Below are 26,886 nucleotides of genomic sequence, written 5' to 3'. Positions count from 1 at the left end.
TTGATTGCGCTCATCTTCCAATCTTTACTAACTCCTTGTATCCGTCCATAAAATCAGCTATGCTTTGTACATAAACTTCTTGACAGAGAGGACGCGGTCCAATGCAGATTCAACCTAAAAACAATCACCTGCAGCAGCTTGCCAATGCTGCCAACACACTTACCCGGTTTCTCGGCACCCGTGACCTGCCTAAACTTACTCACAATACTTTGCAAAGCAAATATGGCTTTGACCATGTAGATGTACTGATTCTCTTCGGCGGCACCATCCCCTTCGGCTGTGACGTGGCTGCCGCCACATGGAAGCGTGGTCTGGCCCGCCATCTGATGATAGTTGGCGGCATTGGCCATACTACCCAATCACTCCGGGACAAATTCAAGGCCAGATTCCCTGATATGGACACTGAGGACAAGCCGGAAGCAGAAATGATAGCCGACTACCTGGCCCAGGAGCATGGCATCCACGATATCCTTCTGGAAACAAAGTCTACCAACTGCGGCAACAATGTCACTTATGCCCTGGCCAGGCTCAGAGAAGCAGCCATACCAGCAAAATCCCTCCTCATCATGCAGGATCCCTCCATGCAGCGCCGCATGGCTGCAGTTTTTGCCAAGGAACTGCAGGGACAGGATACCCTCATCATAAACTATGCTCCCTATCGTCCCTACCTTACAGCAAAAAACGGCACGCTCCGTTTCATCCGCCCATATTGGGGCCTCTGGGATATAAGCCATTATGTGACCCTGCTTCTTGGAGATATATCCAGACTCAGGGATGATGAGAACGGCTACGGCCCCAAGGGCAAAGGCTTCATCACTCATGTAGATATTCCACCAGAAGTCGAAACAGCCTTCTGCCTTCTAAACTCCAGTCAGCTTGGCACCGTCCGCACTGCCAATCCTGCTTTCAGCAGCTAAAGCATTGCCCTAAATAATTCTACATATATTCTTCACCATCACCAATGAAAATTTCCTTAAGAATACCGTTTTAAAATACGTCTTACCGAAACTATATACGACCTGCCAAATAAATTCAAATGATTCAGCAGGTGGTACAAATTGTATATCTCCCGCCTGTCCGCATAACCTGGTTCTCTGGGGACCACTTCATGGTAAGCTTCATAAAAGGCCGAAGCAAAGCCGCCAAAGAGTTGCGTCATGGCTAAATCTGCTTCATGATGCCCAACATAAACTGCCGGGTCTATAAGCATTGGCTCCCCCTGGCTGTCCACCATCACATTACCGCTCCAAAGATCACCATGCAGCAAAGAGGGAAACTCAGGCTCTATCAAGAAATCTTCAAGATGGTCAAGTATTCTCCGGCAACACCGCTTATCCTCCTTATCAAAATAATGGTCTGCCATTTTCATCTGTGTGGCCAGCCTGTTTCCCCGGAAAAATTCTATCCAGCCAGCCTTGGGCTTATTGATTTGCCTGGTGGCACCTATGTAGTTGTCCTTGTTCAATCCATACCCATTACCGCCAGTAAACTTAATGGTATCTGCCCTATGCATGCTGCCCAGCATATGACCCAGGCTGACCCAATAATCTGACTTGCGGGATGCACTTCTCACATAGGATAGCAAAAGATAGCCCGTACCATCAGTGAGTTTCCCAACTGCCAGCACTTCAGGTACGTTGGCACCACTTTCCTTCATACACTTCAGCCCATATGCTTCCGCCGGAAAGAAATTCTCCTCTGCTCTGGCATTCAGCTTCAGGAACACCTCTTCTCCACCAGTCAGCAAAAGATGATATGCTTCATTGATATCACCGCCAGAAACCGGCTCTGACCACTCCACACTCGCATCCTGGCCAAAAGATTTCTGCACGGCCTCATTCAAGCTGCTATGCATTTTCCATTCTCCCTCATTTCCGTATCATTGCTAGGAGGAATTATCATGCTCCACATCGGCTGTCATCTTTCTTCTGCCAAAGGTTATCTTGCCATGGGCAAAGATGCCGTTAACATCAAGGCCGACACATTTGCCTTTTTCACCCGCAAACCACCACAGTCTTTTGAAAGACCGTAAGAAATTTGTTCCGCACGTTAATCTGGTACGTAAAGGAGAACCCACGGACACCATGGAGAAAATGCAAATGAACCTGCCTGTCTCCAACATGGAAGTATCCGAAATATCACTAATGCGTTCTGACCGAGGAAAGAACGGCATGATCTACACCCCAATAGGCATCATCGAAGCAGATAAATAGCACCTACTCGTGAAGTTCCAAAGGCAGTCCATCCGGGTCATGGAAGAATGTCATTTTCTCCCCGGTGAATGTATCTTGCCGAATGGGTTCTGTCTCAATGCCCAATGCATTAAGTTCCCTTACCGTATCCTCTACAGAATCCACCCGAAAGGCCAGATGCCTTAGTCCATATGCTTCCTTCCCTGGCCAGCCTGGACGTTGGGGGCAGTCTGCCTTGATAAATAGCTCAAGCTCTATGTCCTGAAGCCGCAGATCAATTTTCCAATCCTGCTGTGCTTCACGGTAATTCTCGCGGATTACTTCAAAACCAAGTATGTCTACATAGAAGTGCTTGCTGCGCTCATAGTCGCTGCCGATGATTGCTACATGATGAATACGACTCAAATCCATAACTTTTACTACCTCAAATCATAATGCCGTCACAGTGTTCAATCTCACGCGGGATTATCTGGCCATAAAGCCGGAAAACTTCTGCCACTGCTTTCTTAACTCAAAATCCTGGTACTTTACTTTAATAGAACATATATTTCATAATTGCCAAAATTATGCTATACTATCCAAGCAGAAAAAGGAGAGCAGCCAAAAATGCCCTATGCAGATATTATACACCACCCCCGGCCAATTTCCACCCGATACTTCCCTATATCCATGGAAAAACGCGCAGTCCAGTTCAATCCCTTTGCAGCCCTTTCAGGCTACGAGGCACTGGCGACCGAAACTGCTCGTCTCACCACTGCTAAAACCAACCTCGGCGAAGATGAAAAGGAGCACCTGAACACCATCATGCAGCAGCTTCTGCGCTTATCCCCTCACCCCCATGTGTCCGTGGAATACTTTGTGCAGGACTCCCATAAGGATGGCGGATCCTATCATATACTAAGCGGCACCATCAAAAGGGTAGATACGACTTTCAAAAAACTTATCTTCAGCGATAAGACAGAACTGGACCTAGACAGCATACGCAGTATCAGCAGCCCCTTGCTTCCCAAAGATATACTCTACGAATAATTTTTTCTTTTTGACCTATTGACTTTTTGACCTTTAGGAGTATAATAATAATTGCCAGAGGGAAAGGACCCCAGGATAAAGGGTTCAGCCCCCTGAAGACAAAGTTTTTATTCCATGAAAGGAGATTGAGCAACCATGTTTGGTCTGGTTCCATTTGCAACAGGTAATGAGATTATGAAGGAAGAAGGACGTTTGTTCAATCACCTGCTGGATGCCTTTGATACTCCCTTCACCAGTGCAACGAGCACATCTGGCTTCAAAGTCGATGTCAAGGACAACGGCACGGCCTATGAACTTACCGCCGACCTTCCCGGCTTCAAAAAGGAGGATATTTCTCTCGGCTACGAGAACAACTATCTTACCCTCTCTGCAAAGAGGGAGGAAAACAATGATGAGCAGGATAGCGAAGGCAACTACATCCGCCGTGAGCGCAACTACGGCCAGATGTCCCGTTCCTTCTACATCAGCGGCATTGACAAAACCAAGGCCACTGCTGATTTCAAGGATGGTGTGCTGAAAGTCCAGCTCCCCAAACTCCAGGAACAGGTTCCTACCTCCCATCAGATTCCCATCAGTTGATAATCACGCTTTCCCTTTTTTCCAAATATAAATCCCTAACACCATTAACGGCAAAAGCCGCCAGCCTTGATTGGACTGGCGGTTTTTGCCGTTAGTATACTAAATCGAATTAAATAGCAACATTATCACCGTTCCATAGACCCGGCCTTGATGTATGCTACCTTACCGTCCTTGGCGGCAAAGGTCAGGTAAATCATATGGTCAGAAGCAGGGAAATACGTGTAATAGTCAAAGCCCGGCATATGATGAGATTTATGTTTCACTGGATTTACAGAGCCATCACCGTAAATCTTAGTCACCTCGTCAATGCTCATGCCCACTGTAATGCCAGCAGGAGTAGCCCAACCATTATTTCCTTCTACCAGAATGGATTTAACGGCATTTCCATCTGCGGTGGGAATGATCTTGACCGTGTCTCCATACCCCAGGGCATTCTTATCATAATGAGTAGTGGTTCCCTTCAAGGGGCCGTAAATATTCCTGACCTCATCCATGGACATCCCAGGCTGTACATAGCCTACGCTCACATCACTTGCAGTCATCCATGCCGTTTCTCCTGCTGAAACGACATTCCCTCCAGCAAACATCATGGCTCCTGCCAATACACCAGCAAGCATTTTTTTCATAAAGCTATTCCTCCCCTAACAACTCAAGGAAACCGAATCCCTAACTTGCCCCGTGAAGTACCATTGTCCGTTATTCTCCATTCAATGCACGATTTCCTTTTGAAGCTCTATGAAAAAGGCTGACCTCAAACAGCCAGCCTTCCAAAATAATATTTACTTCCCCATCTCCATCTTCCTCTCCTGCCCCTTTCCTCCTTCAATTCCCTGCAGCAAGCTCTCCTTCGGCGAGAGCTTTTTCTTTTGGGCTTCTTTAGCCGCAACCTTGATGAGATCCTTCTGCTCCTTCTTTGTTGCCTCCCTGGCCGCCCGGTTTGCCTGCTCCTCCATGGTCAGATTCTGACCAGCATGCTTCCCAGCGTCCCTGGCTGTACTGGCAGACTTCTCGCCGCCAGCACTCTTCGACTTGCTCGCACCGTACACTTTCACCGGCAGCAAATCATTTTTGAATCCCGGATTCGTCCTAGCTATATTGGCTATCTTTACGGGCCTTAGTCCGTCCTTCTCCATGATTTTCACCATGCCAGCCATGACTTCTTCCTTAGTTGCAGCCGTCAGATCCTGCAAAGCCGCCTTTTCATAGTACCTGTACCAGTCTCTGTTAAGGGCATGGCTGTTTGGTTTAGCTGCCAGCACCTTATCCCGGCGTTCCTCGAAACTAGGCAGTGTAACCTGCTCATCATTGACCAGTGCGCGAATTTCCGGGGAATCTGCTCCCCCTTTCATTTTGACTGCACATGATAGCACTGCCTTGATTTCCGGGTTCTCCTCTGCCACTTGCCTAAGCCCCAAAGCCTCTCCTGTAAGTCTGCCACAACCTTCTTCAAAGGTAATCTCAGTCAAATTCTTGCCATCATAACTCAAGACAAGATGTTGCTGCTCCACTACCTTCCTGTCAATGAATCCCCAGTCATTGACCAGCCTGGCTGCTTCCAAGTCCCGTTGCTTGAGCCTGGCCAGCTCGTCTATAGCCGACATGCCCCAGTACTTCATCTTGGATGGCGCATGCCCCTCCATGATAGGCCCGGTATTTGTAACCTCCAGCTTAAGCTTGCCCAGCATATTGACGAAGGCTACCTGATCCTCCACGCCCAAGGCCATGTAGACAGGCATCCTGCTATCCTTCATGGCACTTATTGGCCTTGACGACTCAAAAGCCACTTCATCAGCTTTTATTCCCATGCCCTCTCTAAACACATGATAGTCCCCGGACTTCTCTGCCACCTGCAATTCTGCAGACTCCTCAAGCTGGGCAGAGAGGATATAAGCTGAGGGCATCCTTTTGAAATCTTCCTTCTTTACCACATAAATGAATGTATCCGCTTTTTGGGCATTGATGGCCTGAATCTCTGGATGCATTTCCAGATATAGATTTTCCTCTGCCCGCATCTTCTGCATTTCCCTGCTGCAGAACTCATTTGCTTCCTGGCAGTTCTCAACTATATGCTCGTCTGTCAGCCCCTGATTCTTCCGCAGTAAGCTCTGCCGTAGCTCCGGCATTTCAATCAGCGAAATCCTGTAGGCATTGAAATGCCTCTCCAGCCCCCGGGCCAGGCTGGCTTCATTTTTGAAATTCAGCTTGCCCAGCTCCCTTATGCGATATTCAGTCTCATGGTATTTGCCATAGGAAATAGCCATCTTGACCTTATTATAGCCCATAAAGCCCCGAAGCTTGTCATTGAAAACCTCCTTGTCCAGCGCATTGAAGGCAGCCAGGAATTTATAGGCATCTTCGCCGTTAAGGTGAATACCTTCCTTATAGGGTTCCCCTTTTTCATTGCGGATAGGAGTCTCGCTCCAGGCAAAATCCACATACAAATCCTGAAAGAGGCCATTCCTGGCCACTTCCGGCACCTTCGGCTCAAACTCTTTGCCCCGGGCAGCTTCTGTCACAGCCTGTTCCTGACGCTGAACCTTCTCCTGTATGCTTTCCAGCTTGTCATAGAGATTCTGCGCCCGCTTGATGGCCGCAAAGATAATCTTGGTGTTATACTCGAGCTTCTTAAGCTGGGCCTCAGTATACAGTGGATTCTTCTCATAATCGTAGCTGAGGTAATTGGTCTTCAAAAACAGATGGGCCGTCATGGGAGCGGAGAATTCGTCCTCGCCCCGCTCCTTGGCATATTGCTTGACAGCCGCAAAAATCTGCTCACTGCCCGCCTTCCATGATATATCTATGCCATTGTCCTTGAGGATGCCTATGGCCTGACGGAAATCTTCCGGCCTATCCCCCTTTACCTCCAGAGGCTCATAGGGATAGTTCTTAAAATCTTCCACGTTGTAGAAAGTCCACAGTTCCGGCACCGATTTGCCGTCTTCACCTCTGCGGTACACCTCAAGCTGCGCAGCCCTGGCGGTAGGCTTGAGCTTCCAGCCATTCTTTCTGGCAGTCTCCTGCCACACCCAGCGTGGATCTTTATACCTGTGCTCATCATCCTGCATGGTAACCAGCCGCAGGTAATTGGCTCTGGACAGTGGATATTCCTGTCCATGCTTGGCCCCACCATTGTATGGGCGACCATAAATGCCCGGTGGCTCCAGATTGCCATACTTCCTAAGCCGTTCCACGATCTTGGGATTCAGCCTGTCCCGTGTGTCAAAGATATCACGGTAGGTTGCCATTTTCTGCCACCTCTCCAGACTTTGCTTCTGTCACTGATTTCTCTATCCTGTCAGCCTCTCCCAGCAGACGCTCGTTTTCCTCATAGTCGAAGCCCATTTCCTCGGCTGCTTCCTTCATGAGATAAGCCTCGTCCAAATACTTTTTCTGCTTCATATCATGCTCCTTTGGCCAAACCCTTGAAGGGAGATTTCTCCAATTCTTTCAGAAGCTTCTCCTTGGGGTCAATGGACGTGTTCCTGCCTCCTGCAAGCTCCGCGTTGCACATCGTCTTGTCGCGCTCCCAGGCAGGTATCAACTCATAGTCAGCCACCTGTTTGTCTGTAAGCTTGCCCCTGTAGTAGATAGCCCCGTACCTGCCTCCAAAATCATCTTCATCGAAGCGGATGAACCCCTTGGGTACCGCCCCGGGACTTACAGGCCTCATGTCCATGTAATACTTGTATTCCTTCTGATATACGGTTTCCCATTTCCCGGTCTTGGGATTCTTATGCTTTACGGGCTTATCCCAAACCCAGACCTCTACCAGAGTTGCCTTCTCACCCTTACGAACCTGACCACCTGCGGCAGCTATGGCATTATAAGTACCCCAGCGGCTGTCCTTATATCCTTTAGCAATTGAAATAAATGACAAGATGAATTTATTCTTTCCGTGATAGAGTTTGGTTTCTCTGCCATTCACTATCTGGGAGTCAATGTTCCTGGGCGAATGCCCCAAGTGCTCCGAATCCCAGAAAAAAACCTTTCCCTCCTCCATGTCCTTTATTACCTTGTCCACCAGTTCCTTATGAGCTTCCTTCAGCTTGTCACTCTGCCAGGCCATATGTCATCATCTCCTTTTCCATGTCCCCATCCAGCAAGCTATCCAGCTCATCGCTTGTAAGCCAGTCAAGCTCCGGGCAATAGCTCCCATACAAATCCTCATCAAGCCCCTCCGGCAGTGCCAAATGTCCGTGTCTCATAGTTATCTCCTCCTCACCTCTAATGCAGCTAAATTATTCCTGATTCTTATCTAATTTCAGTTTACTTTCTCCAGCCCCGATAAAATAACACAGAATTGCAAGAGCATTGCTCCCAACCACATTGCAGATAGATTACAAAAACCACAAGAGCCTGTGATTACAGGTTCTTTTTTTGCCTTGCCATGATACCACCTCGCTCATTCCGGGCAAGGAAAGCTGCGCCACCCTGCGGGCGTCCTTGCCCTTCATTCTCTACGGTGGTATTTCATGTCCGTCAAAAAAAGAAAATTGGCAGAGGGGCTGGCAAGGGCCTCCAGAAAGGAGCACACCATGGACGTTGACACCGGATATGAGTTCTACAACTGCAATCTGATGAAAAGTACAAATTCCATCCTGGGAAGCTACAGTGAGGAGGTGTACACCGACACTCAGGCGGGACGGGAAGCACTGCTGGGACACATCATGGAAGAGTATCGACTTGGTGGCGTAGAAATCGAGCCTTATGACCTGGACAAGGTAAGAGACCGCATACTCTTTGAAGATCCAATATCAGCCAACAATCTGATGGAATACGGCATCATACTTGAACGTGCCATCTACTGAGGAGGAAAACACCATGAACAAAGTCAGCCTGATTGGCAACCTGGCCAGTGATATCTCCTTCAACATCTATGACAAAGACGGTGGCAAGAAATCTATCGTTATAGCCTCCTCCGTCCTGGCTGTTGACAAGCAGCGCTCAAAGAAGAACTCTGACCAGAAGCCCACTGCCGACTTCATTCCCATCGTTGGCTTCAGTCAGCTGGCTATCACCATGGCAGACCATCTCGCCAAAGGTTCACGCATTGGCATCACCGGCAAACTTAAAACCAAACGCTGGACTGACAAGAATGGCCACCGCCGTTTCGATATGGAGGTCATTGTGGACAGGATGGATTTTCTCACACCCAAGAAAAAGGATTGAAACACATAGGAATGCGAGATAACCGCATAATTCTCGCTACCCAAGAAGCCAGAGGAGGTTAATTTCATGACGGTTACGGAGTTGACCCACGAACAAATGCTTGAACTGAAACAAAACTACCTCACTGAGCATATGGCTGAGGTCGAGGACAGAACCCCTTCATATGAGGAATTGCCAGAGCAGATAATATTGTTCCCAATTGGATTATCTTTGATATTTATGAGAGCACCGAATTCAGTTCTGATGATTTTTTCTGCACAGGAGGAGACAACAATGAAGAAGAGCACTATTTTTAACAGCTGGGACTACCTTGAAAATCCTGAGGAAGCCATGGAAATCTGGGAGTGCGAGAGAAATCTGCTCACAGACTTCTTCAAAAACAACGCCGTTGACGGGCAGGTTATCATGCAGGGAACCGTAGGACGCTGGGACGGCAAGTACCCTGCTGGCAAGACCGGCATCTTCGATCTCCTGCTCTCTCAGCTCATACAGTGCGCCGATGACGTTGAAATCTACGATGAAGGAGGCCACCTTTTCATCCGTACCACTGACCATGACGGCTCCAGCCTCTTTGAAGTGAAGATATTGACGGAAAAAGCCCTGGACTCCCTGGAGAACTACAGGTATGACGAGGGACGCTGGAGGAACCTCAGCGAACGGGAGGTTCACGATAAGCTGATGCAGGATAGGCGCTACGCAAGGCTCCCACACTACGCCAAGTGGCTGGGGATGAAAGCTGCATAACACCAGGCGATGACGAACGGGGCTGTTGCACGTAATCCAAACGTGCAGCAGCCTCATTTTTTATGCAAAAAGATAATCCCGGGACATTCAAGCCCCGGGATTAGGTGTAGAATTTAGGTATGCAAAAACCAAATTCACAGAAAGAGTATACGTCTTTAGGAGAGAATTATCAACTGTTTCTCCCCTTAAATCTTGAATTTCAGGTTAGCAAAGATGACCCCGTCCGCCTGCTTCGCCACTGCATTGGAGGTATGGATATAAAGTCACTGGAGGAGACCTATCAAAGGATAGATCGAAATCTGGCGTCGCCCAGGCAGATGCTGGCCATCCTTGTTTATGCCGGAATGAACCATATTTTCAGCTCACGCAGGATCGAGACTGCCTGCCGAAGGGACATCAACTTCATGTACCTGCTGGAAGGCAAGCCGGCCCCTGACCATGTTACCATCTCAAGATTCCGTTCCAAACATCTGGCCCCCTGCATCAAGGAACTGTTTGCCCAGATGGACTTCCTGCTTGAACAGTTCGGTGTCATTTCCCTTAAAGACATCTTCATTGACGGAACAAAGATTGAGTCTTTCTCCAACAAGTATAAATTTGTCTGGAAGAAGGCTGTCCTTAAAAACAAAGCCAAGCTCATGGCAAAGCTTCCTGCCTTTGTCAGCAAAGCCAGGGAAGCGTTCACGCTTTCTCTGCATTACGGCGATGAAATCCATGTCAGGCACCTCAAAAAGCTCCGCCGCAAGCTCAAGGCATGCCAGAAGGCGCAGGACATCATCTTCGTCAAGGGAACGGGCAAGCGCAAGACTGCCCTGCAGAAAACAATGGAGCAGCTGGACGAGTTCATTGCCCGGCTCAAAAAATACAATACATATCTGCACATTCTAGGCAACCGCAATAGCTTTGCCAAGACAGACACGGATGCCACCTTCATGCGCATGAAGGAAGATGCCATGAAGAACGGCCAGCTTAAGCCCGCCTACAACATCCAGTGCGGTACGGACTCTGAATTCATCACATGGGCATCGGTCGGTCCCCAGCCTACAGATACAACCACACTCATTCCTTTCCTTCAGGATATGGAGAAACATCTGCAGCGCCGCTATCCCAATGTGGTTGCGGATGCAGGATACGAAAGCGAAGAGAACTACCTCTATCTTGAGACCAACGGGCAGCGCGCCTTCATAAAGCCCAGCAATTATGAGAAGAGCAAGACAAGAAAATGGAAAAAGGATATCGGGCGCAGGGAGAATATGACCTATCTGCCAGAAGAAGATGCCTATTTATGCGCCCAGGGCAGGAAGCTTGCAGCTGCAAAGGAATTCGTACGCAGCAGCCGGACAGGATTCAAAAGAAATATAACCCTTTACAGTTCTGCGGATTGCGGCAATTGCCCGCTGAAGAGCCAGTGCATACACGGAAACCATTGCAAGACCCCGCTGGAGGAGAGAACCAAGCACTTTGAAGTATCCAAACAGTTTCTGCGCCAACGTCAGGAAGATTTGGAACGTATAACCTCAAAAGAAGGAGTACAACTGCGCATAAACCGAAGCATACAGGCAGAAGGTGCATTTGCAATGATGAAGGCGGACATGAATTTCCGAAGGTTCCTGAGCCGCGGCACAGCAAATGTCCTTGTTGAGATCATGCTGGTGGCTATGGCTTACAATATTCAAAAGCTGCACTGCAAAATCCAGTCAGACAGAGCAGGCCAGCACCTGTTCCCTGTGAATAACGCAGCCTGAATACAAAATAAGAGCACAAGAAAAAAGGCGATTTTTAGACCGCCTGGTATCTTGTGCTCATTTTTAGTGGATTTTACAACGAATAGGAACTTCTTATACATCAACAAGGAAAAGGGGCTGTGCATAAGTGGAATTACACTCATGCAACAGCCCCGAAAACTGCGCTACGATATTACAAATCATTACATAAGCATTGCTATTATTTTCAGCTGACTTTATAATAGTATTTAGGAAAACGTGTTCTAATAGGAGGTATCCACCATGAGGGACAAGCTGCACACAGAAGAACTCTACCTGCCTACTGACCCGGATATCATGCGGGAGCAGGAACGCTGCCTGGAATTACAATACGATTACAACAACACCCGCCCCTCAGAAGGCACGAAACGTGCAGAGCTTCTGAGCATGATGTTTGCAGAAATCGGCGAAGGCTGTTATATAGAGCCTCCCCTCCACGCCAACTGGGGTGGCCACCATGTACATTTTGGCAAGAATGTCTACGCCAACTTCAATCTGACTATGGTAGATGACACCCACATCTACGTGGGCGACAATACTCTGTTCGGCCCCAACGTGGTGCTGGCAACGGGGGGACATCCCTTGCTGCCGGAGCTGAGGGCTAAGGGGTATCAGTTCAACGCCCCCATCCACATTGGCAAAAATTGCTGGCTGGGTGCCGGAGTCATGGTCATGCCCGGCATAACCATTGGCGATAATACTGTTGTTGGTGCAGGGAGCGTCGTGACCAAGGATCTGCCCTCCGGCGTTCTGGCCGTAGGCAACCCCTGCAAGGTACTGCGCACGATTGGCGAACATGAGCGTCAATATTACTTCAGGGACAAGCGAATCCCTGCAGAACTTCTGTAAATCTTTTGTCTGGTCTCTTGCCACTCCCCCCAACTTCCGATACAATTAACCCAACGGATTTTAGGATATTACCTTTGCTACCACAGAAAGGATGTTTCACATGCCCATAAGCATCAGCTCTGCCGGGCAGTACTGGCAGACACAGCCTTTCCCTCCTCACAATGATTTGAAACAGAAGCTGATTCTGGAAAAGAGCCATTATGAGCAGGACATTGCCAGCCTCACCTCTTCAGATGACCCAGCCGACCTTGGAAAACTCTATCAGGATTACCAGAAGCTTTCCCAGGCAGAAGTAAAGCTGGCCCAGATAAACTCTGAGCCTGATAGGCCTCAGACCTTTCAGAAGCCACAGACACCGCCTCCCACAGATGAGGAAATGAACCTTCGCTTTGGCAGTGCTTATAATGTGGACATTTCAAGCCTGCAAACAAGCAAGACCATGACCTCCGCTACCCCGGAACTGGAAGTTCCTTCCCACCTCTAAGAGCACACAAACAAAGAGACTTTGAAGTCCAACGCCTATCGCACAAGCATTGGCACACTCCAAAGTCTCTTTTCTTTTGCCCGCATTAACAATCTATGCCAAATTTCTCTTTCCTGTAATTTCCTGAAGTGCAATCCTGCCAATCCTCAAGTGAGCAAGTCCCCTGCATCTATCCAACGGATAGTCATTGTAGCCATAATGGTCATTGATAAGCCGCAGACACCGCTTAATCTCATCCAGCTCCGTCAGGAACTCACATCGACCTTGACCAACTATGCTCTCGTAACGGGTAGTTATCCCCTGTTCCGTCTGCTCCACCTTATAGAAGATATCTCCCTCCACGCATACCTCCGGGTGTTTTTCCAGCAGATCAATCTTCAGGCCCTGCTTTGCGCAGTGGAAATAGACCACGGGCACCTCATCCATAACTTCCACCCCGAATGAAACCGGGACAACATAGGGATGGATTTCTCCCTGTATGCCAATGCGTTCCCAACACATTAGTAACAAGCGCTTCAAACGCTTCAAGAAAAAAATGCGCAAACTCGCCACCAAACTCCAATCTCTTGACCTTTCGCCAGTTGACGATATCATGCGTCCCTTTCTACTCAGAGGAAGGCCGTCCCGCATGGCTGCCTTCCTCTATGCTGCGTTCCTACCTCCTTTCCATATGGCTCAAATCAACTTCACTCGTTGGCTGGGCCGAACGCCTTCACACAGATGAATGCGTTGCAGTACTGTCTGGCTTCACTCCTGGACATATACCAACTTATGCTTCTTTTTACGACTTTTTCCACCGCTTGTGGCCGGGATCTAACAATTTCTAGCCTCATCAACGTTACCGTAAAAGCAAACCACCAAAAGGTAAATCTACTGGCGACAAGTCTCCAAATTTTAACAAAGATCACGCTGCCGCCATCATTAAGTATTTCGAAGAGCATAAAGCCGGCGGCCTCCTAAATCCCAAGCTGCATGTTATATTTGAAATCTTCAATATAGTTTTCATGGCTGGCTCGGTGCACAGACAAATCATTGATATCAACAATATGTTGCTGAGCGGTGACGGCACGCCCGTCAAAGTTTCAAATCGTGAACGTAGCCACTCGACCTGCGATTGTCATAAAAATGGCTTCGCTAATTGCAACCATAAACGCTGGTTCTCTCAGCCCGATGTTAACTGGGGATGGGATTCGTCCAGAAACTTATTTTTCTACGGTTACAATCTTTACCTCTTCACAGATGCTGAATCCGGTTTGCCTGTATTCCCCATTCTAGAACATGCCTCCCGCCATGACCTTCCTGCTATGTTGCATGGACTTGCCTGCCTCAAGACATTTTTTGCTGACTGGAACATTTCTGCTTTAATCCTCGATGCCGCACACGATGCAGGTGCCATCTACACAATGTGTAAAAAACACAACATAACTCCCTTCATTGACCTGAATCCTCGTGGCGTCCAAACTCCAGAAGACAAAGGGTATACCATCGGCCCTGATGGTGTACCAATTTGTCCATTGGGACTCCCTATGAGGCCTAACGGTACTGATAAGAAACGGTACAGAGCCAAGTATATTTGTCCCATGACAAAATATGCTGAAAGACTCTGTATGTGACTCAATCCTTGTACCAAATCCAATTATGGACGTGTTGTAAACATAAGCCTGAAAGATGATCCACGACTTTTCTGCGATCCTCCACGGGGTTCGCCTCAATGGAAGGTGCTTTACAATAAACGCACCTCTGCTGAAAGGGCAAACAAACGCATAAAAATTGACGGGCTTCTGGAAGAAGGCCATCACCATTCTTCCATGATGTGGTATATCCGATTATTCGCCATAATATCCGTTATCCACGTAGATGCCTGGCATGACAACAACTGAACCTTGAAAAAAAATAGTATTTCAAGGGCTGGGAATTCTGCGCCCATTTTTAGCCACATCCTCCAATATTACGTTTTTCCAGTCCTATATGAAGGCATCAAAGTCTTTAAGGCAAAAAACAGCTCCCTGCTTATTATTGAGATAAGCAGGGAACCGTGAATTTCTATTTATGTTTAGGATTCGTTTTCCAAAAGGTTTTTTTGCTCTATGTTTGCCCCCGTCGACGCGCTGAAAAATTTTGAGGTAAGAATTTCTTACCAGTGGTCGCCGCTGGGGCTCGTTCTCGAATTGCATTCATTCACTGCGTTAATATCGGCTTAGTGTTGCTCCAGCAGAGGTCAGCGTAGCCGCCACCACCCGCTGCCCGTTTCAGCATATCACCGTCCAACTCGAAGTCTTCCAGCTCCGCCAAATATGATTCAGCTTCTTCCTTCGTCAGTTCAATACCTTCCGCTTTCGCCAGCGCCATGAGTTCCTCTACTGTCTCGCAGTCCATCGCCTTTTTAATCATTTCCATTGTGACTTCATTTTTGTTAATTGACATTTCAGTACCCCCTCTTTTTTTTAAATAAAAACTATCATTTCGACGATTAAACGGACGGTATTTAATTATATTATAACATATTAGCCGCAGAAAATCTACGGCTGTAAGTAAATTGACTTGCTGATATCTCTCATGGAGTGACAAGAGCCTGATCTTCTGTCGCCGCCGGAACCGGTGTCCTCCCATAGCCCTCCGGGTCAGCCCAAATCCGCTCCATCTCCAGCTGCAGCAGCCTTACGTCACGGCGTACTTCGTCGGTGAAATCCCCAATCTCTTCAGCATTTTTTTCCACTGTCAGCAGAAGTTCATTCTGCCGCATGGAAACAATGACACCGGCGCTGTTGTCTATGGCGGCGTTGCTGACATCTGTCACATAGCTGGAAGCGAATTCCTTGCTTTGCTCCATGCCGTAAAGCGACCCTAATCCTAAAATCACGAGAATGGCGGCCACAAAAGCAAACAGCATGCGCAAAACTCGTGCCTTGATGGAATTCTTCATAATCTTAACTCCGTTTCCAGATAGCCAATCCCTTACAAATCTAAGGTTGAAGTTTAACTTGAGAAAAGCTATTTTTTGCCCAGAAATCTCACTCCCAGCATGGTAATGTCATCAGATTGCTCTGCGCCCTCTGCATAAACTTCTATATCCTTTCGCACTTCTGCCAGGATTTCCTCCACGGAGAGGCTGCCATCGATGTTATTCAATGTTTCTTCCAGCCGCTCCTCCGAATAGAGATTCTTTTCCTTGTCCATGGCCTCCGTCACGCCATCCGTGTAGAGAAAGAGCATATCATCGGGACGGAGGGTGAGGCGATAGGCTTCATACATGACATCCTCCTCCACCCCCAGCATCATGCGATTTTTCTTTTGCGTCAGATAGCGGAACTTGCCATTTTCACGCAGGCAAGGAGCGTTATGTCCGGCGCTCACATAGATAAGCTCGCCCGTAACCAAATCCAGCTGGGCGATAAATACCGTGACGAACATCATGGTCTCGTTGTCCCGGCACAGTTCCTGATTGGCCAGGGTCATGACAGCGCCGAAATCATCGGGGCTACCCACCATGAGCACCAGATTCTTCAGTGTCGTTTTGGCCCGCATCATGAACAGCGCCGCCGGCACGCCCTTGCCGGACACATCGGCAATGGTCACCACCAGATGGTTCTCATCCGTCATGTAGAAGTCGTAAAAGTCGCCGCCCACACCCTTGGCGGCATCCATGGTCGCATAGATTTGAAATTCTTCCCGGTCTGTCATAAAATCCTGGGGCAGCGCCCCCACCTGGATATTTCTCGCAATGTTTAGCTCGGCGGCGGCTTTTTCCTTCTCTGCCGTCACCCGGGACAGGTTATCGATGTACGCCTTGAGTTCATCCGTCATAGCATTGAAGCAGATTGCCAAATGCTCGATTTCATCCCCCGTCGTTATCTCAAGTTTCTTGTCAAAGTTGCCGCTGGTGATTTCGCGCACACCGTCCGACAGTTCCCTTATCGGTCTTACAAAACGATCGGACAACCTGCGGCCTATATATATCACTACGGTCAGCAACGCAAAAATAATGAATGCCATCATCAGTATGGTATTTTTTATGTGGGCATTCATCACATCAACATTTTCAGCCGCTATATCTTTTATGATTTTGTCATTTTTCTCTACCGGCCCCAAAACTTCATCAACACTTATCGCTTCTGCGCATGACCAGTTAACGTCTGTTACCGGCGCATAGGCTACATAATGTTCTGCTCCGTTAATGGTTACTTGCTTCAATCCTGTTTCTCCGGCTGTCATTGCTTTTGCAAGTTCCGCCAGGTCCTCATTTGCACTTTCTCTTAAATCTTTCATTGTCACTGCCAATTCATCATCAGCCGTATTGCTGTTTGAATTATCCAGTAACACATGCCCATTTTTATCAACTACAAAATAAAATCCCATTTCCTGTGTATCGGCTTCGTAAACGACTTTGTTTACCGTACCAATATTTTCTTCACACTCTATTACTCCAGCTATCTCTCCCCTTGCGTCATAGTAGGGTGCAGAGTAATGAAAAACGATATTTCCGAAGCCATCCAACGCATTCATGCGTGCGTCTGAAAACACAACCTCCCCTGCTTGCAAAGCATTTTTATACCAGTCTAATTTGAAATAATTGAAATACCGTGGCATTGACCAGCTCTTGCCCGTACTATTATCAAATTGATTGAAATCCTGTGCGCTGATTTCAAAACCTGCTTTTGATGCTAGGCATGCTTCGCTTATCATGGGGTTATATTCTATGGTCTGCACCATTACTTTTTGTATGCTTGAGAGCCTTTCTACTTCTTCCGGATTTACCTCTTTTCCGGGATCGGCATACTGCAAATAAGTAACTAATCCCTCTAATTTGATTTGATCCGGATAAAACAAAGGCTCCGCTGCATATTCATTGGGGCGCTGCAGCATTGTTGTCGCTACTTTTGCTATTCGCTGGGTATTGCGCCCAAGATCCTTCATCATGTAATTGATAAAATCGGCACGATCTTTAGCAGTAGCTAATAATTCATGTTCCTTTTGCTCTCTTAATATTTCTGAGCTGTCATTTGAAGCCTGCTTGCCGATCTTTTGACCGCTTTCTATCGCCATGTCCCTTATGCCAAAGGTACTGAACAGGGTTATCAACGACAATACAACCAAGCTGATTACACTTGTGGAAATTACGATAAACATCATTCTTTGTCGGATTTGCATTTTATTGAGTCTTGTTACGATTTTTTCTGTCAAGCTATTCATATTCAATTTCCTCAAAGAAACCGTGATTACCCCTTGGGAACTGCTGCCGGCACTTATGACAAAGGCAGCTCCATGATAAGATGATTGGCCATGGCATCGAACATTTCCTCATGCCGGTATACAACGGAGGAAAAATTCTTTTTCACCAGGAAAATGCCGTAGCCTCCCTCATCTTGGTCATCTGTAGGTACCTCCCCATGCTTCATCTTTTGGGCCAGGGGGTCAAAAGGAAAACCGTGATCTACGAACTCCAGACGGAAGTTCCCACCGTCGGAATCAGTCCGTACAAACATATAGCCGGGGTCTTTGTAAGCATATCTGATGATATTGACCGCTATTTCCTCAATGCCAAGCTCCAGCCTGAATTCCTGCTGCGGGGACATGCCCGCAGCCTCGGCCTCCCGCAGGATATCATTCTTGATGTGCTCATAAAATTTCAGTTCGGCATCATAGCGCCGCCAGTTTCCGTCAGTCTGGCTGACAGTTTGTGCTGCCATGCCGGGATTTGTCATCATGTTCCCCTCCCCCCGTCAGGAAAGCTCGTCCAAAGATTCCTTCGCCGCCAGGAGCACATCCATGCCACTGTCCTTCAGGACTGATTTCACCATGCCATACGCACCGCAGACGGTGAGCTTGTGTCCGGATTTCTTGGCCAGTTTATTGAGGCGCAGGATCACCCGTAGTCCTGCGCTGGAGATATACTCAAGCGTGGACAAGTCAATGGCAATTTTCTCATTGCCTTTCACGATTTCCTCACCACTGGCATAGGCTTCATCAGCGGTGGACACATCAATCCGGCCAATTACCTGCCAAATAGTCCAGCCATTAGGGCCTTCGGAAGTTGCGTATGTGAATTCTTCTGACATGAAAATCTCTCCTTTTTCTTCTACTGTTCTACATTTATTCTACATTGCCAACGGGGCAGGAAGGAACTGCCGGGCAGGGCAGGCAGCGCCGCCTGTAGGTGCAGTCGCCACCGTCCCGCAATTTTTTCAGCCTAGAGTTGCACAGCGTTAGTGCCAGACATGGATACCACCCCCACCCCCAGCCACACTCTTCAACGTTGTCTCGTCCAGCTCGCATTCAGCTGTCCTCGCCAAATACGCCTCTGCTTCCTCCCGGGTCAGCTCAACCCCCTCGGCCTTCGCTGCCGCCATCAGTTCTTCGGCGGTCTCGCAAACCATTGCCTTCTCAATTTGCTCTTTTGTCAGGTCCTTCAGATTGATGTTTGCCATGGTAAATTACTCCTTGATTTCATTGAAATCATTCTGCCCTGACGGGGCAGAATGCGATTTTCTCCTGCACTGCCGGACAGGGCAAGCAGCGCCGCCTGTAGACACAAGCCTTGCATCCTTCAGCACAGCCGCTGTTATCCCGCAGCTTTTTCAGGGCAGGTGACTCCTCCCAATACGTGGCCAGGCTGCCCCATTCCTCCAGGCAGTTCAAATACAGGCAGGGCGTGACCTTGCCCGAGGGCAGGAGGCAGAAGTGGTCCCGTCCCGCCGTGCAGCCTCGCTCTATGCCCCGGTTTCCGTTTTTTTTGGGGTCGCGCCCCTCCATAAAAGCACGTAGCTGGGAAAAGCAACTGTCAACCGTCAGTTCCATTATCTCCTGCCCAACCGGAAGCTCGGCAGATTCTTCTCTGCCTTCCCCAACATGATGCCCTGACCGCCATTTTTTTATTATTGCCGCCGCCTGCGTCAGCTGTTCGCGGGTCGGTGCTTTAACCTCCTGCCCCGGTTTCATGCCGGTAACAATCAATTCCCTAAGGCCTAATTCTTCCGTGCATTGTATCACCTTCAGAAGTTTATCGGCGTTGCCGGAGTGCATCAGCCATCTTGCCACCACCTTCTTAACTCCAATGTCACGGAGATTTTTCAGCGTCAGAACAGCTTTATCATCATCATCTCCCTGGATGTCAATGATAAAACTGTCCGCCCCCGCCTCTATGGCCTTTTCCAGCCACGCCGCCGACGCTCCCCCGGCAAGCTCCACCACGGCGCGGATTTTCTTCCCTTCGTCACAGCTCTGGACTTTGCATTCCTCCAGAATACGGTCAAGGTGTCTGTATTTCGTCACATCCCCGGTGATACGCACCTGCCCCACCCGGTTTGCCTCACACTCATAGAGCCATTGCAGGGCCGTGCCTATGGGGAGGGTATGCTGCTTATCCTTCACCATGATTTCCACATAGACTGGTCTTTCATAGGCATCAAAATAATGGTGGTGTATATAGGGCGACTGCTCAAGGTAGGCTTTCGCCTCGGTGATTTCCCCGTCCTTGTAGTTCAGCTTGAAATAAGCAATCAGTGTCTGTATGAAGGGGTCGCCATCCGGGCGGATGCGGATCCAGCGGCGCAGGGCCTCGGCCTTGGAGGGCAGGCACAGCCCCGCCGCTTCCAGCCTGGCGATGGCTTTATCCACAATCAGTGGATGCCGCCAGCGGGAAAAGACTTCGATGCCGATTTTCGGCAGTACCCCCTTTTCCCCCAGGTCGATATTCACGGCAATGCTATTCGTCTCCCGCCAGGGCAGGAGCGCCTTCCTGAGGGCATCGGGATCCCCCTGCCAGCCGATGGCGACAAGCCCTTCGGGGATAGAGTCCCAGTCGGGGAACAAAATCACCAAACGCATAATGTGGAGTTCCCCCCGGCCAGTCATGGTGCCCACCTGCTTGGGGTACGCCCCCTCGGGCAAGTTCCTAAGCACCCGGTCAAAGGCGGGGCGCAGGCACCTGGCCCGCTCCTCGCCCAAGAAAGCCGGCAGAAACTCATCCCATTTCTCCCTGCTGCCCTCGCCAAAATCTGTGTTGGCAAACAGGCAGGGCGTGATCTTCGTTCCTGTCTCCTGGGCCTTCCTGATTTCCCCGTAATCAAGCTCGAACCACAGGAAATGAATATGGGGAATATCGTCATGGTCTATGGCCATGATATAGTCAACATACCGCGCCTCCTCCCCCAGGCGCACCTCAAGTCCCGCACCGTGAGTAATGGTGTCGCCGTATTCTTTTAGAACGGCGGACAAGGCGGCCTCACACGCTTCGTCCATAATCTCAGGGATTGGGTGCCGGCGCAGATGGGAGAGAAATGCTTTGGCCGGAAGTTCCTGTACATTCATAAAATAAACCCTCAAATAAGTGAACCTTCAGCTCCTCATCATCCAGCTCGATCAATTACACAGCATTGTCACCAGCCCGCAAACCATTCTCGTTCGCTACAGGGGCGGTGTTTTGGGCACGGAGGCATCCGACCACCCGCCGCATTTTTCAGCCCCTCGGCCTTCGTCGCCGCCAGCAGCTCCTCAGCGGTTTCGCAGGCCACCAGCTTCTGGATTTGCTCCTTCGTCAGTTCTTTCATGTTGATGTTTGCCATTGGTAACACATCCTCTCATCATGAATTTTCTTGCTCACTCTCCCCCCACAGCCCCGCCGCCTTGAGGCAAGTGAAGATTTCCTTCTGGCTGCGGGACTCCGTGAGGGTTTTGCGCTCCGCCTCTGTCAGGCGCGAGAGGGGTCCTGCCAGGGAGAGGGAAAGCTCGCTCTCATGGTTCTTCGCCCATGCCTCCCCGGCCACCCTGGAGGCCACAAAGGCGAAGATTTCCTTTGCCTCGCCGCAGTGCTCCCGGAAATAGCTCCCGTGCTCTGCGAAAGCCCGGGAGGCGCAGCCGCCCCGGCAGATGAAGACGTAGGGGCAAGACTGGCAGGCGGGCAGGATATCCGAGGTGCGGGTGCGCCACTTAGCCTTCGTGAGGCTCATCAGGAAACGCCCGGACTGCTCATCGGTGAAGCCCACGGCAGTGTCCTCCTTCGCCACGACATCCCAGCAGGGATAGAGCTTGCCAAAGGGGTCGATGACCAGCATCCCCGCCTCCGAGCCGCAAAATGTGGGAGAGGGCTGTGGCAGCGCTTTCTTCGCAAAAATCTGCCCGAGCACCTGCTCCGGGCCGCTGTACTGGCTCTGCAGCCCGATGGCTTCCATGGCGGTGAAGCCGTTTTTCATCAGTTCGTCAATGATGTCCTGCTCAGTGATATTGTTTTCGGGATGCCGGTCATTGTTGGTGGCCTTGAAATAATAGGAAAATCTCCCCCGCTCAGGCTTCCCGCCGGTTTCCCGCAATTTTTCCTCCTCGGCGACACGCTCTTTTTCCCTGTCCATGAAGCCCCGCCCCCGCAGGTCTTCGATAAGCGCCCCCATGCCGGAAATGTTTTCGCGCCCCACATTCACCCTCAGGCTGATGGATATGCCCCGTTGCAGGGCCAGCTCTACATTGCTTAAAATACGGTCATAGGTGGGCAGGCCCTCCTTGTGGATGCGCCGCCGGTCATTGACCTCCCCTACGCCGTCCACCGTCACCTGCAGCTGCTTGCAGTCGTACTCCTCCATAAAGTCCAGGTAGGCCTCCAGGTCATAGCCGTTGGTGATGGCGTCCAATGTGAGGCCCAGCTTTTTGGCGTGCCCGGCGATTTCCCGCAGGACATGGATGTTTTCCGCCAGGAATGGCTCCCCGCCGTAGAGGGTGCAGTACCCCAGGGAGTACCCCCTGGCTTTGTAGCTCTCAATGGCGGCAAATACCGCCTCCACCATTTCATGGCTCATGGTGCTTGAGAGCCACTCCTGCCCCTTTTTGAGGCGGTGCTGCTCGAAGCAATAGGGACAGCGGAAATTGCAGTCGTAGGTGGGTATGATGACAACGCCCAGACCTGCCCGGGCCGGAATCATGCGATGGATACGGCCAAGGAGCTTCATGTCGGCGATTTCCTCCGCCTCGCTCTTGCGCGTGAGATGCCCCCTCCCGAGCAGCCACTCCCGCAGGGCGATGGGGAGAGCGGCGAAGTCCCCTGCCACGAATTTGTCTGCCTCCTCCTTTGCCACCACGTCAAAGGAGAAATAGAGGCCGTTCACCAGCAGGGCTTTATCCTCGATTTTTTTTTCGCCCTCCACCAGTGGCAAAATGATTTCATAGGTGCTTATTCTCATAGTGTTGCTCCCACCAAAATTCCTCCTTCATTGTGTTTTTTTCACCAGACAAACAACCCGTCCAGTTCGAAAAACCGCCCCCCGCCGCCATCAGCTCCTCAGCGGTTTCGCAGGCCACCAGCTTCTGGATTTGCTCCTTCGTCAATTCCTTCATGTCGAATTTTGCCATGATGAAAACCTTCTCAATATATCTGTCTATATAGAGAGCCAAGATTTCGCAATTTCCAGCATCCGCGCCTTCTTCGCTGCGGCATCTGCGCCTGTCCCTGCCGCCACAAAAACAGAAAACTCCTCACGTCCCAGTTCCCGCTCCTCCTCTGATTCTATGGACGCATACGGACGCGCTCCTGCGTCCGCCAGCCGTCCCAGTATGCGCTCCCGCAGACGCTCCTCCAGCCCTTCGTTTTCGGCGGCAAAATCGGCTCCGCCAAAAAGCCTGTCCATGACCTCGCTTCCGCTTCTCTCATCCCTTTGAGACACGGTTCTTCACCTCCCTAATATGACCCCTTCGCTTATATATACGAAACACCCCGCCCCAAAATGCCGCTTTGGCAATTTTTTCTTGAAAATTTTTCATGTTTCCCCGTCTATCCGGTGGCACTTTGCCAGCAGGCGGCTGTAGCGATGGCTGACTGCGTTCACGCTCAGCCCCATGTGCTCGGCGATTTCCTCGTTGGTCAGCTCCATTTCATAGCGCAGAGCCAAAAGCTCCCGCTCTCCCTCGGATAATTTTTTCAGGATGCGATAAACCCGCTGATTGACAGGATTCCTGAGGGTTCTCCCCTCGTCAAAAGTGTCCTCGAAGGCCGCCTCCGGCACTTCCCCCACGCTGACTTCGCGGTAGCTATAGGCCCGTTTCTGCAAGTCCGTCACGCGATTGGCCGCAATCTTCGAGAGCCACGCCCCGCCGCTGCCCACGGCCATGGATGGTCTGTTGTCGGCGGGGAGACAGTATGTCCCGCCTTCCCGCAGGCCCCGCGTGGGGGCAAACCTGTCCAGAGCCGCAAAAGCCGCCAGAAACACATCCTGCACAGCGTCCTCCGCCGCCTCCCGGCTCAGGAGCCGCATATAGGCGTAGTTGTAGATGCGCCGGAAATATTTTTGGTACATGTCCTCAAACAGCGTCAAGCTGGAATCACAGGGCACTTAGCATCATCCTTTGCAGAATCTGTATTGTCGCTTTTATTCATGCCACCTGCCGCTTCACGAAGGAAGCGAACAGCCCGCCCTTTGCCGTCAGCTCCTCGAAGGTGCCGCTTTCGGCGATGCGGCCGCCCTCCAAGACGATGATGCGGTCGGCGTGGCGAATGGTGGAGAGACGGTGGGCTACTACGATGCGGGTGGTTTTCAGGCGATCCAGGCTCTTGGTCACGATGGCCTGGGTGCGGTTGTCCAGGGCGCTGGTGGCCTCGTCGCAGATGATGATGGCAGGCTTCATGGCCAGGGCCCTGGCAATCAGGATGCGCTGGCGCTGCCCGCCGGAAATATTCGTGCTGCCCTCGCTGACCACCGTATTCATCTGCATGGGCATCTCGCGGATATCATCTGCCACCCCCGCCGCCTCTGCCGCTGCCCAGGCATCGTCCAGGGTGAGGTCGTTGGTACCGATGATGTTGTGGAAGATGTCCCCAGTCATGAGCTGGCCATTCTGCAGCACCACCCCCAGCTGGCAGCGCACCGAAGGGAGATCCAGCTCAGAAAGATCCTGCCCGTCGTAATACACCGCGCCGCTTTTAGGGGATTCAAAGCCCAAGAGGAGGCGGATGAGGGTGGACTTTCCGCAGCCGGATCTGCCCACGATGGCCACGTGTTCCCCCGCCGCAATGCGAAAGCTCACATCATTTAAGACATTGGGGGTATCCTCCCGGTAGGCGAAAGTCAGGTTCTTCACCTCCAGTGCCCCGGAGAGCACATCGGCCTCCACCTTTTCCTCGCCGCTCTCCGGTGCGGTTTCAAGGATTGGCTTCAGATTCTCCAGCAGGGGAAGGATGACGGACATCTGCTCGATCACGGGAATCACGGCGGCAAGGGAGGTATTGAAGGCCGTATAGGCGGACTGGAAGGCGAGGAACTTCGCCACCGTCATAGGCTCATCAGCGGCGAAAAGGCTTGCCGCCGCCCCGGCCGCCGTACTGCCCGACCCGGCAGCCAGTTCCTTCAGTGCCACATAGTAAACGAGCAGAGCAAGCAGGATGGGCTGCACGGCGGCCAGGATGGTGCCGTAGTTTTTCTGCCAGCGGGCTGCATAGTTTGCCCGCCATTCCTCGGCGAATTTTCTCCCCCAGAGCCGGTAGGCCTGGGACTCCGCCCCCTTCACCCGGAATTTCACCAGCCCCGTGAAGATCTGGGCCAGGATGCCGGAGGTCTGGTTGGTGGCGGTGGTCTTGAGCCGCTCCGCCCTGACGAGCTTTGACAGGATGAGGAAGCTGAGGAGGAGATACACCAGCCACACTGCCACCGCCACGGCGGTGAGCTTCAGGCTGTACCAGCACATGAGGCCCAGGCTCCAAAAGGAGCAGAGAAAGGAAAAGATGACTCCCACGGTTTCTCCGGTCAAAAAGGTCTGTATCAGGGACAGCCCCGTCACCCGCGCTACCATCTCCCCCGAGGAAAGCTTACGGAAAAAGCCCACGGGCAGGGAGAGGAGCCTTGAGAGCATCGCCGCCTCCGCCGCCATGCTCCCCTTCTGGGCAAAGCGCAGGATGGCCACGGAGCGCACCGCTGTGAGGGCCGCCGTGGTGAAGCCTGCCACCATGGCCACCTGGGTGACAGTGGCCAGCCCCTTGCGGTCGAGAATGGGGATGATGTCCGAGAACATGGTCTCAGTGATAATCGGGGTGATGATGGGAATCAGCCCCGCCAAAAGGCTCACGGCTACGATGGTCTTGGCATCCGTGCGCCAGTTCTGGCGCAGCATGAATTTAAAGAGGTCAAGGCGGGAGAGGACCCTGGCGGGCAGTCCCGCGTAGAAAAGCATGGCATCCTGGGAAAGGCGGGCGGCCACTTCCTCCGTGACGGGAATGCCGCCGGGATTTTCCCGAGTGACGAGCAGGTAGCTTTCCGGCGTGACTGGCTTCAGCAGCACAGGCTCAGCCTTGTCACCATAGTAGCCGATCATCACGCCGCTGTCGCCGGTGTGCCAGTCTTTCTGCAATTTCACCAGCCGCAGTTCCATGCCCCCCTTTTTCGTCAAACGGCGGATAAGGGAAAGCTGATCCAGCCTTTGGACCATTTCCGGCGCGATGTGGATGTCCGCCGCCGACATGCCCAGGGCTTTGGCGGCGGCACGCACCAGAAACACCGCCGTTTCGAACTTGACGCTGCCGCTCTCCTCCGCCTCCGGCACTACTTCTTCATCCAGGAGGTCGGCTATGGTCTCATCCACAATACGTCGCTCTTTTTGGGCGCGGCGTTCCATCCTCTGGGAGAGCAGCTCGTCCTGAGCCTGGAAGCGGGTGCCCAGCAGCATGGAAAAGATGCTTTCGTTTTCCTCAAAGTCCTCGATGAGTTCTCCGTGGTTATGCTCCTTGCCGGATAGCACCGAGCCATCAGACCAGGTTTTCAGTATCTCGTCGCCCCGGTCGGCCATCAGGCGCACCCAGGAGAGCAGCAGCAGATGTGAAAACCACACTTTCATTAGGGGATGAAGTTCCTCTGCCGTCATATTATCAAAGGGAATTTCTTCTAGCGAGGTATCTTCTGCCCCATAGAGCAGGAAGTCGATTTCCCCAAATTCGTCCAGGGGCGGAAAGGCTGCTTCCCCTGTACTGAGTTCTGTCAAAAATATTTGCCGAAAAGAAATGTTTTTGCGGGTAACGGCGTAGACTTCCACCTTCCCCGCCGCCACCCGCCAAAGCTTCGGCTCATCCGGCAGGCGGAAACGCTCTCCCGCAACAAGATTTATCAATATT

The 26,886-nt window shown here is 50.9% G+C and carries 33 protein-coding genes; 12 read left to right on the top strand and 21 right to left on the bottom strand.

Going from position 1 to position 26,886, the window contains the following annotated elements:
- Positions 1-101: 101 nt before the first annotated feature.
- On the top strand, positions 102-917 hold the full coding sequence (locus tag P159_RS0110445) for a YdcF family protein (protein ID WP_029543846.1): 816 nt from the start codon (positions 102-104) through the stop codon (positions 915-917).
- Between the two features lie 56 nt (positions 918-973).
- Here P159_RS0110445 and P159_RS0110440 read toward each other — a convergent pair whose 3' ends face one another.
- Positions 974-1,855 carry a fructosamine kinase family protein gene (locus tag P159_RS0110440; protein ID WP_029543845.1) on the bottom strand — a complete coding sequence of 294 codons (882 nt, stop codon included), beginning with the start codon at positions 1,853-1,855 and terminating at the stop codon, positions 974-976.
- 45 nt (positions 1,856-1,900) lie between these two features.
- Between P159_RS0110440 and P159_RS20670 the strand changes: the two genes are divergently transcribed.
- A complete protein-coding gene (locus P159_RS20670; RefSeq protein WP_318253564.1) occupies positions 1,901-2,032 on the top strand; it encodes a hypothetical protein in 132 nt (43 codons plus the stop codon).
- A gap of 52 nt (positions 2,033-2,084) precedes the next feature.
- The gene (locus P159_RS21245; protein WP_318253563.1) at positions 2,085-2,213 is read left to right on the top strand and encodes a hypothetical protein; all 129 of its coding nucleotides are present in this window, start codon (positions 2,085-2,087) and stop codon (positions 2,211-2,213) included.
- Positions 2,214-2,216: 3 nt separating this feature from the next.
- Here P159_RS21245 and P159_RS0110425 read toward each other — a convergent pair whose 3' ends face one another.
- Positions 2,217-2,603, bottom strand: a complete 387-nt coding sequence (locus tag P159_RS0110425; protein ID WP_029543843.1) for a VOC family protein — start codon at positions 2,601-2,603, stop codon at positions 2,217-2,219.
- A 195-nt stretch (positions 2,604-2,798) separates the two neighbouring features.
- Here P159_RS0110425 and P159_RS0110420 point away from each other — a divergent pair, with 195 nt between their 5' ends.
- Together P159_RS0110420 and P159_RS0110415 are read left to right on the top strand one after the other, a co-directional pair.
- Entirely contained in the window at positions 2,799-3,221 is a 423-nt protein-coding gene (locus P159_RS0110420; protein WP_029543842.1) for a hypothetical protein, read from the top strand.
- Between the two features lie 135 nt (positions 3,222-3,356).
- Positions 3,357-3,800, top strand: a complete 444-nt coding sequence (locus tag P159_RS0110415; protein WP_029543840.1) for an Hsp20/alpha crystallin family protein — start codon at positions 3,357-3,359, stop codon at positions 3,798-3,800.
- 125 nt (positions 3,801-3,925) lie between these two features.
- Here the strand turns inward: P159_RS0110415 and P159_RS0110410 are convergent, their stop codons facing one another.
- The 5 genes from P159_RS0110410 to P159_RS20660 form a co-directional block, all read right to left on the bottom strand.
- Positions 3,926-4,426, bottom strand: a complete 501-nt coding sequence (locus P159_RS0110410; protein WP_029543839.1) for a hypothetical protein — start codon at positions 4,424-4,426, stop codon at positions 3,926-3,928.
- Between the two features lie 153 nt (positions 4,427-4,579).
- A complete protein-coding gene (locus P159_RS0110405; RefSeq protein ID WP_029543837.1) occupies positions 4,580-7,045 on the bottom strand; it encodes a hypothetical protein in 2,466 nt (821 codons plus the stop codon).
- Positions 7,029-7,199: a hypothetical protein gene (locus P159_RS20665; protein ID WP_185753709.1), complete on the bottom strand. Its 171-nt coding sequence runs from the start codon at positions 7,197-7,199 to the stop codon at positions 7,029-7,031. Before P159_RS20665 ends, P159_RS0110405 begins: the two co-directional genes overlap by 17 nt.
- A 1-nt stretch (position 7,200) precedes the next feature.
- A complete protein-coding gene (locus P159_RS0110395) occupies positions 7,201-7,866 on the bottom strand; it encodes an ArdC-like ssDNA-binding domain-containing protein (RefSeq protein WP_029543835.1) in 666 nt (221 codons plus the stop codon).
- On the bottom strand, positions 7,850-8,005 hold the full coding sequence (locus P159_RS20660) for a hypothetical protein (RefSeq protein WP_185753708.1): 156 nt from the start codon (positions 8,003-8,005) through the stop codon (positions 7,850-7,852). Before P159_RS20660 ends, P159_RS0110395 begins: the two co-directional genes overlap by 17 nt.
- A 267-nt stretch (positions 8,006-8,272) precedes the next feature.
- On the opposite strand from P159_RS20660, the gene P159_RS0110385 reads away from it, so the two are divergent.
- The 6 genes from P159_RS0110385 to P159_RS0110360 all read left to right on the top strand — a co-directional run bounded on the left by P159_RS0110385 (position 8,273) and on the right by P159_RS0110360 (position 12,809).
- The gene (locus P159_RS0110385; protein ID WP_051650302.1) at positions 8,273-8,608 is read left to right on the top strand and encodes a hypothetical protein; all 336 of its coding nucleotides are present in this window, start codon (positions 8,273-8,275) and stop codon (positions 8,606-8,608) included.
- Positions 8,609-8,621: 13 nt separating this feature from the next.
- Positions 8,622-8,969, top strand: a complete 348-nt coding sequence (locus tag P159_RS0110380) for a single-stranded DNA-binding protein (RefSeq protein ID WP_029543831.1) — start codon at positions 8,622-8,624, stop codon at positions 8,967-8,969.
- Positions 8,970-9,242: 273 nt separating this feature from the next.
- Complete coding sequence (locus tag P159_RS0110375; protein ID WP_029543829.1) at positions 9,243-9,713, top strand: hypothetical protein; 471 nt, start codon at positions 9,243-9,245, stop codon at positions 9,711-9,713.
- Positions 9,714-9,832: 119 nt separating this feature from the next.
- Positions 9,833-11,458, top strand: a complete 1,626-nt coding sequence (locus tag P159_RS0110370) for an IS1182 family transposase (RefSeq protein ID WP_029542724.1) — start codon at positions 9,833-9,835, stop codon at positions 11,456-11,458.
- A 261-nt stretch (positions 11,459-11,719) separates the two neighbouring features.
- Entirely contained in the window at positions 11,720-12,325 is a 606-nt protein-coding gene (locus P159_RS0110365; RefSeq protein WP_029543827.1) for a sugar O-acetyltransferase, read from the top strand.
- Positions 12,326-12,425: 100 nt separating this feature from the next.
- Positions 12,426-12,809: a hypothetical protein gene (locus P159_RS0110360; RefSeq protein WP_029543825.1), complete on the top strand. Its 384-nt coding sequence runs from the start codon at positions 12,426-12,428 to the stop codon at positions 12,807-12,809.
- A gap of 93 nt (positions 12,810-12,902) precedes the next feature.
- On the opposite strand, the gene P159_RS0110355 is transcribed toward P159_RS0110360, so the two are convergent.
- Positions 12,903-13,310, bottom strand: coding sequence for a pyridoxamine 5'-phosphate oxidase family protein (locus P159_RS0110355; protein WP_185753707.1), 408 nt, complete (start codon positions 13,308-13,310; stop codon positions 12,903-12,905).
- 503 nt (positions 13,311-13,813) lie between these two features.
- Between P159_RS0110355 and P159_RS19980 the strand changes: the two genes are divergently transcribed.
- Positions 13,814-14,422 (top strand): transposase, encoded by a 609-nt coding sequence (locus P159_RS19980; RefSeq protein WP_185753706.1) that lies wholly within the window; start codon positions 13,814-13,816, stop codon positions 14,420-14,422.
- Between the two features lie 565 nt (positions 14,423-14,987).
- Here the strand turns inward: P159_RS19980 and P159_RS0110335 are convergent.
- The 13 genes from P159_RS0110335 to P159_RS0110275 form a co-directional block, all read right to left on the bottom strand.
- Complete coding sequence (locus tag P159_RS0110335; RefSeq protein WP_029543819.1) at positions 14,988-15,233, bottom strand: DUF2624 family protein; 246 nt, start codon at positions 15,231-15,233, stop codon at positions 14,988-14,990.
- A gap of 130 nt (positions 15,234-15,363) precedes the next feature.
- Positions 15,364-15,732 (bottom strand): hypothetical protein, encoded by a 369-nt coding sequence (locus P159_RS0110330; protein ID WP_029543817.1) that lies wholly within the window; start codon positions 15,730-15,732, stop codon positions 15,364-15,366.
- A 68-nt stretch (positions 15,733-15,800) separates the two neighbouring features.
- Positions 15,801-17,999, bottom strand: coding sequence for a SpoIIE family protein phosphatase (locus P159_RS19485; RefSeq protein ID WP_051650300.1), 2,199 nt, complete (start codon positions 17,997-17,999; stop codon positions 15,801-15,803).
- 53 nt (positions 18,000-18,052) lie between these two features.
- Complete coding sequence (locus P159_RS19480) at positions 18,053-18,514, bottom strand: ATP-binding protein (RefSeq protein ID WP_080705976.1); 462 nt, start codon at positions 18,512-18,514, stop codon at positions 18,053-18,055.
- 15 nt (positions 18,515-18,529) lie between these two features.
- Positions 18,530-18,865 (bottom strand): STAS domain-containing protein, encoded by a 336-nt coding sequence (locus P159_RS18690; RefSeq protein WP_051650298.1) that lies wholly within the window; start codon positions 18,863-18,865, stop codon positions 18,530-18,532.
- Between the two features lie 147 nt (positions 18,866-19,012).
- Positions 19,013-19,234, bottom strand: a complete 222-nt coding sequence (locus tag P159_RS19475) for a hypothetical protein (RefSeq protein WP_029543810.1) — start codon at positions 19,232-19,234, stop codon at positions 19,013-19,015.
- A 28-nt stretch (positions 19,235-19,262) separates the two neighbouring features.
- Positions 19,263-21,116, bottom strand: a complete 1,854-nt coding sequence (locus P159_RS19470) for a hypothetical protein (RefSeq protein ID WP_029543808.1) — start codon at positions 21,114-21,116, stop codon at positions 19,263-19,265.
- Between the two features lie 68 nt (positions 21,117-21,184).
- Positions 21,185-21,370: a hypothetical protein gene (locus tag P159_RS0110300; protein WP_029543806.1), complete on the bottom strand. Its 186-nt coding sequence runs from the start codon at positions 21,368-21,370 to the stop codon at positions 21,185-21,187.
- A gap of 18 nt (positions 21,371-21,388) precedes the next feature.
- Positions 21,389-22,975: a radical SAM protein gene (locus P159_RS0110295; protein WP_029543804.1), complete on the bottom strand. Its 1,587-nt coding sequence runs from the start codon at positions 22,973-22,975 to the stop codon at positions 21,389-21,391.
- Positions 22,956-23,144, bottom strand: coding sequence for a hypothetical protein (locus tag P159_RS0110290; RefSeq protein WP_029543802.1), 189 nt, complete (start codon positions 23,142-23,144; stop codon positions 22,956-22,958). The genes P159_RS0110295 and P159_RS0110290 overlap by 20 nt, the downstream gene beginning before the upstream one ends.
- A 26-nt stretch (positions 23,145-23,170) precedes the next feature.
- Positions 23,171-23,455, bottom strand: coding sequence for a hypothetical protein (locus tag P159_RS0110285; protein WP_029543801.1), 285 nt, complete (start codon positions 23,453-23,455; stop codon positions 23,171-23,173).
- A 93-nt stretch (positions 23,456-23,548) separates the two neighbouring features.
- Positions 23,549-24,121 (bottom strand): sigma-70 family RNA polymerase sigma factor, encoded by a 573-nt coding sequence (locus P159_RS0110280; protein ID WP_029543799.1) that lies wholly within the window; start codon positions 24,119-24,121, stop codon positions 23,549-23,551.
- Positions 24,122-24,161: 40 nt separating this feature from the next.
- On the bottom strand, positions 24,162-26,882 hold the full coding sequence (locus tag P159_RS0110275; RefSeq protein WP_051650297.1) for an NHLP bacteriocin export ABC transporter permease/ATPase subunit: 2,721 nt from the start codon (positions 26,880-26,882) through the stop codon (positions 24,162-24,164).
- Positions 26,883-26,886: the final 4 nt, after the last annotated feature.

The sequence above is a fragment of the Selenomonas sp. AB3002 genome (assembly GCF_000702545.1).
In the GTDB taxonomy this organism is placed as follows: domain Bacteria; phylum Bacillota; class Negativicutes; order Selenomonadales; family Selenomonadaceae; genus Selenomonas_B; species Selenomonas_B ruminantium_A.
The sequence above is the reverse complement of the archived record's forward strand: the minus strand, read 5'-3'. Positions and strand labels throughout refer to the sequence as shown.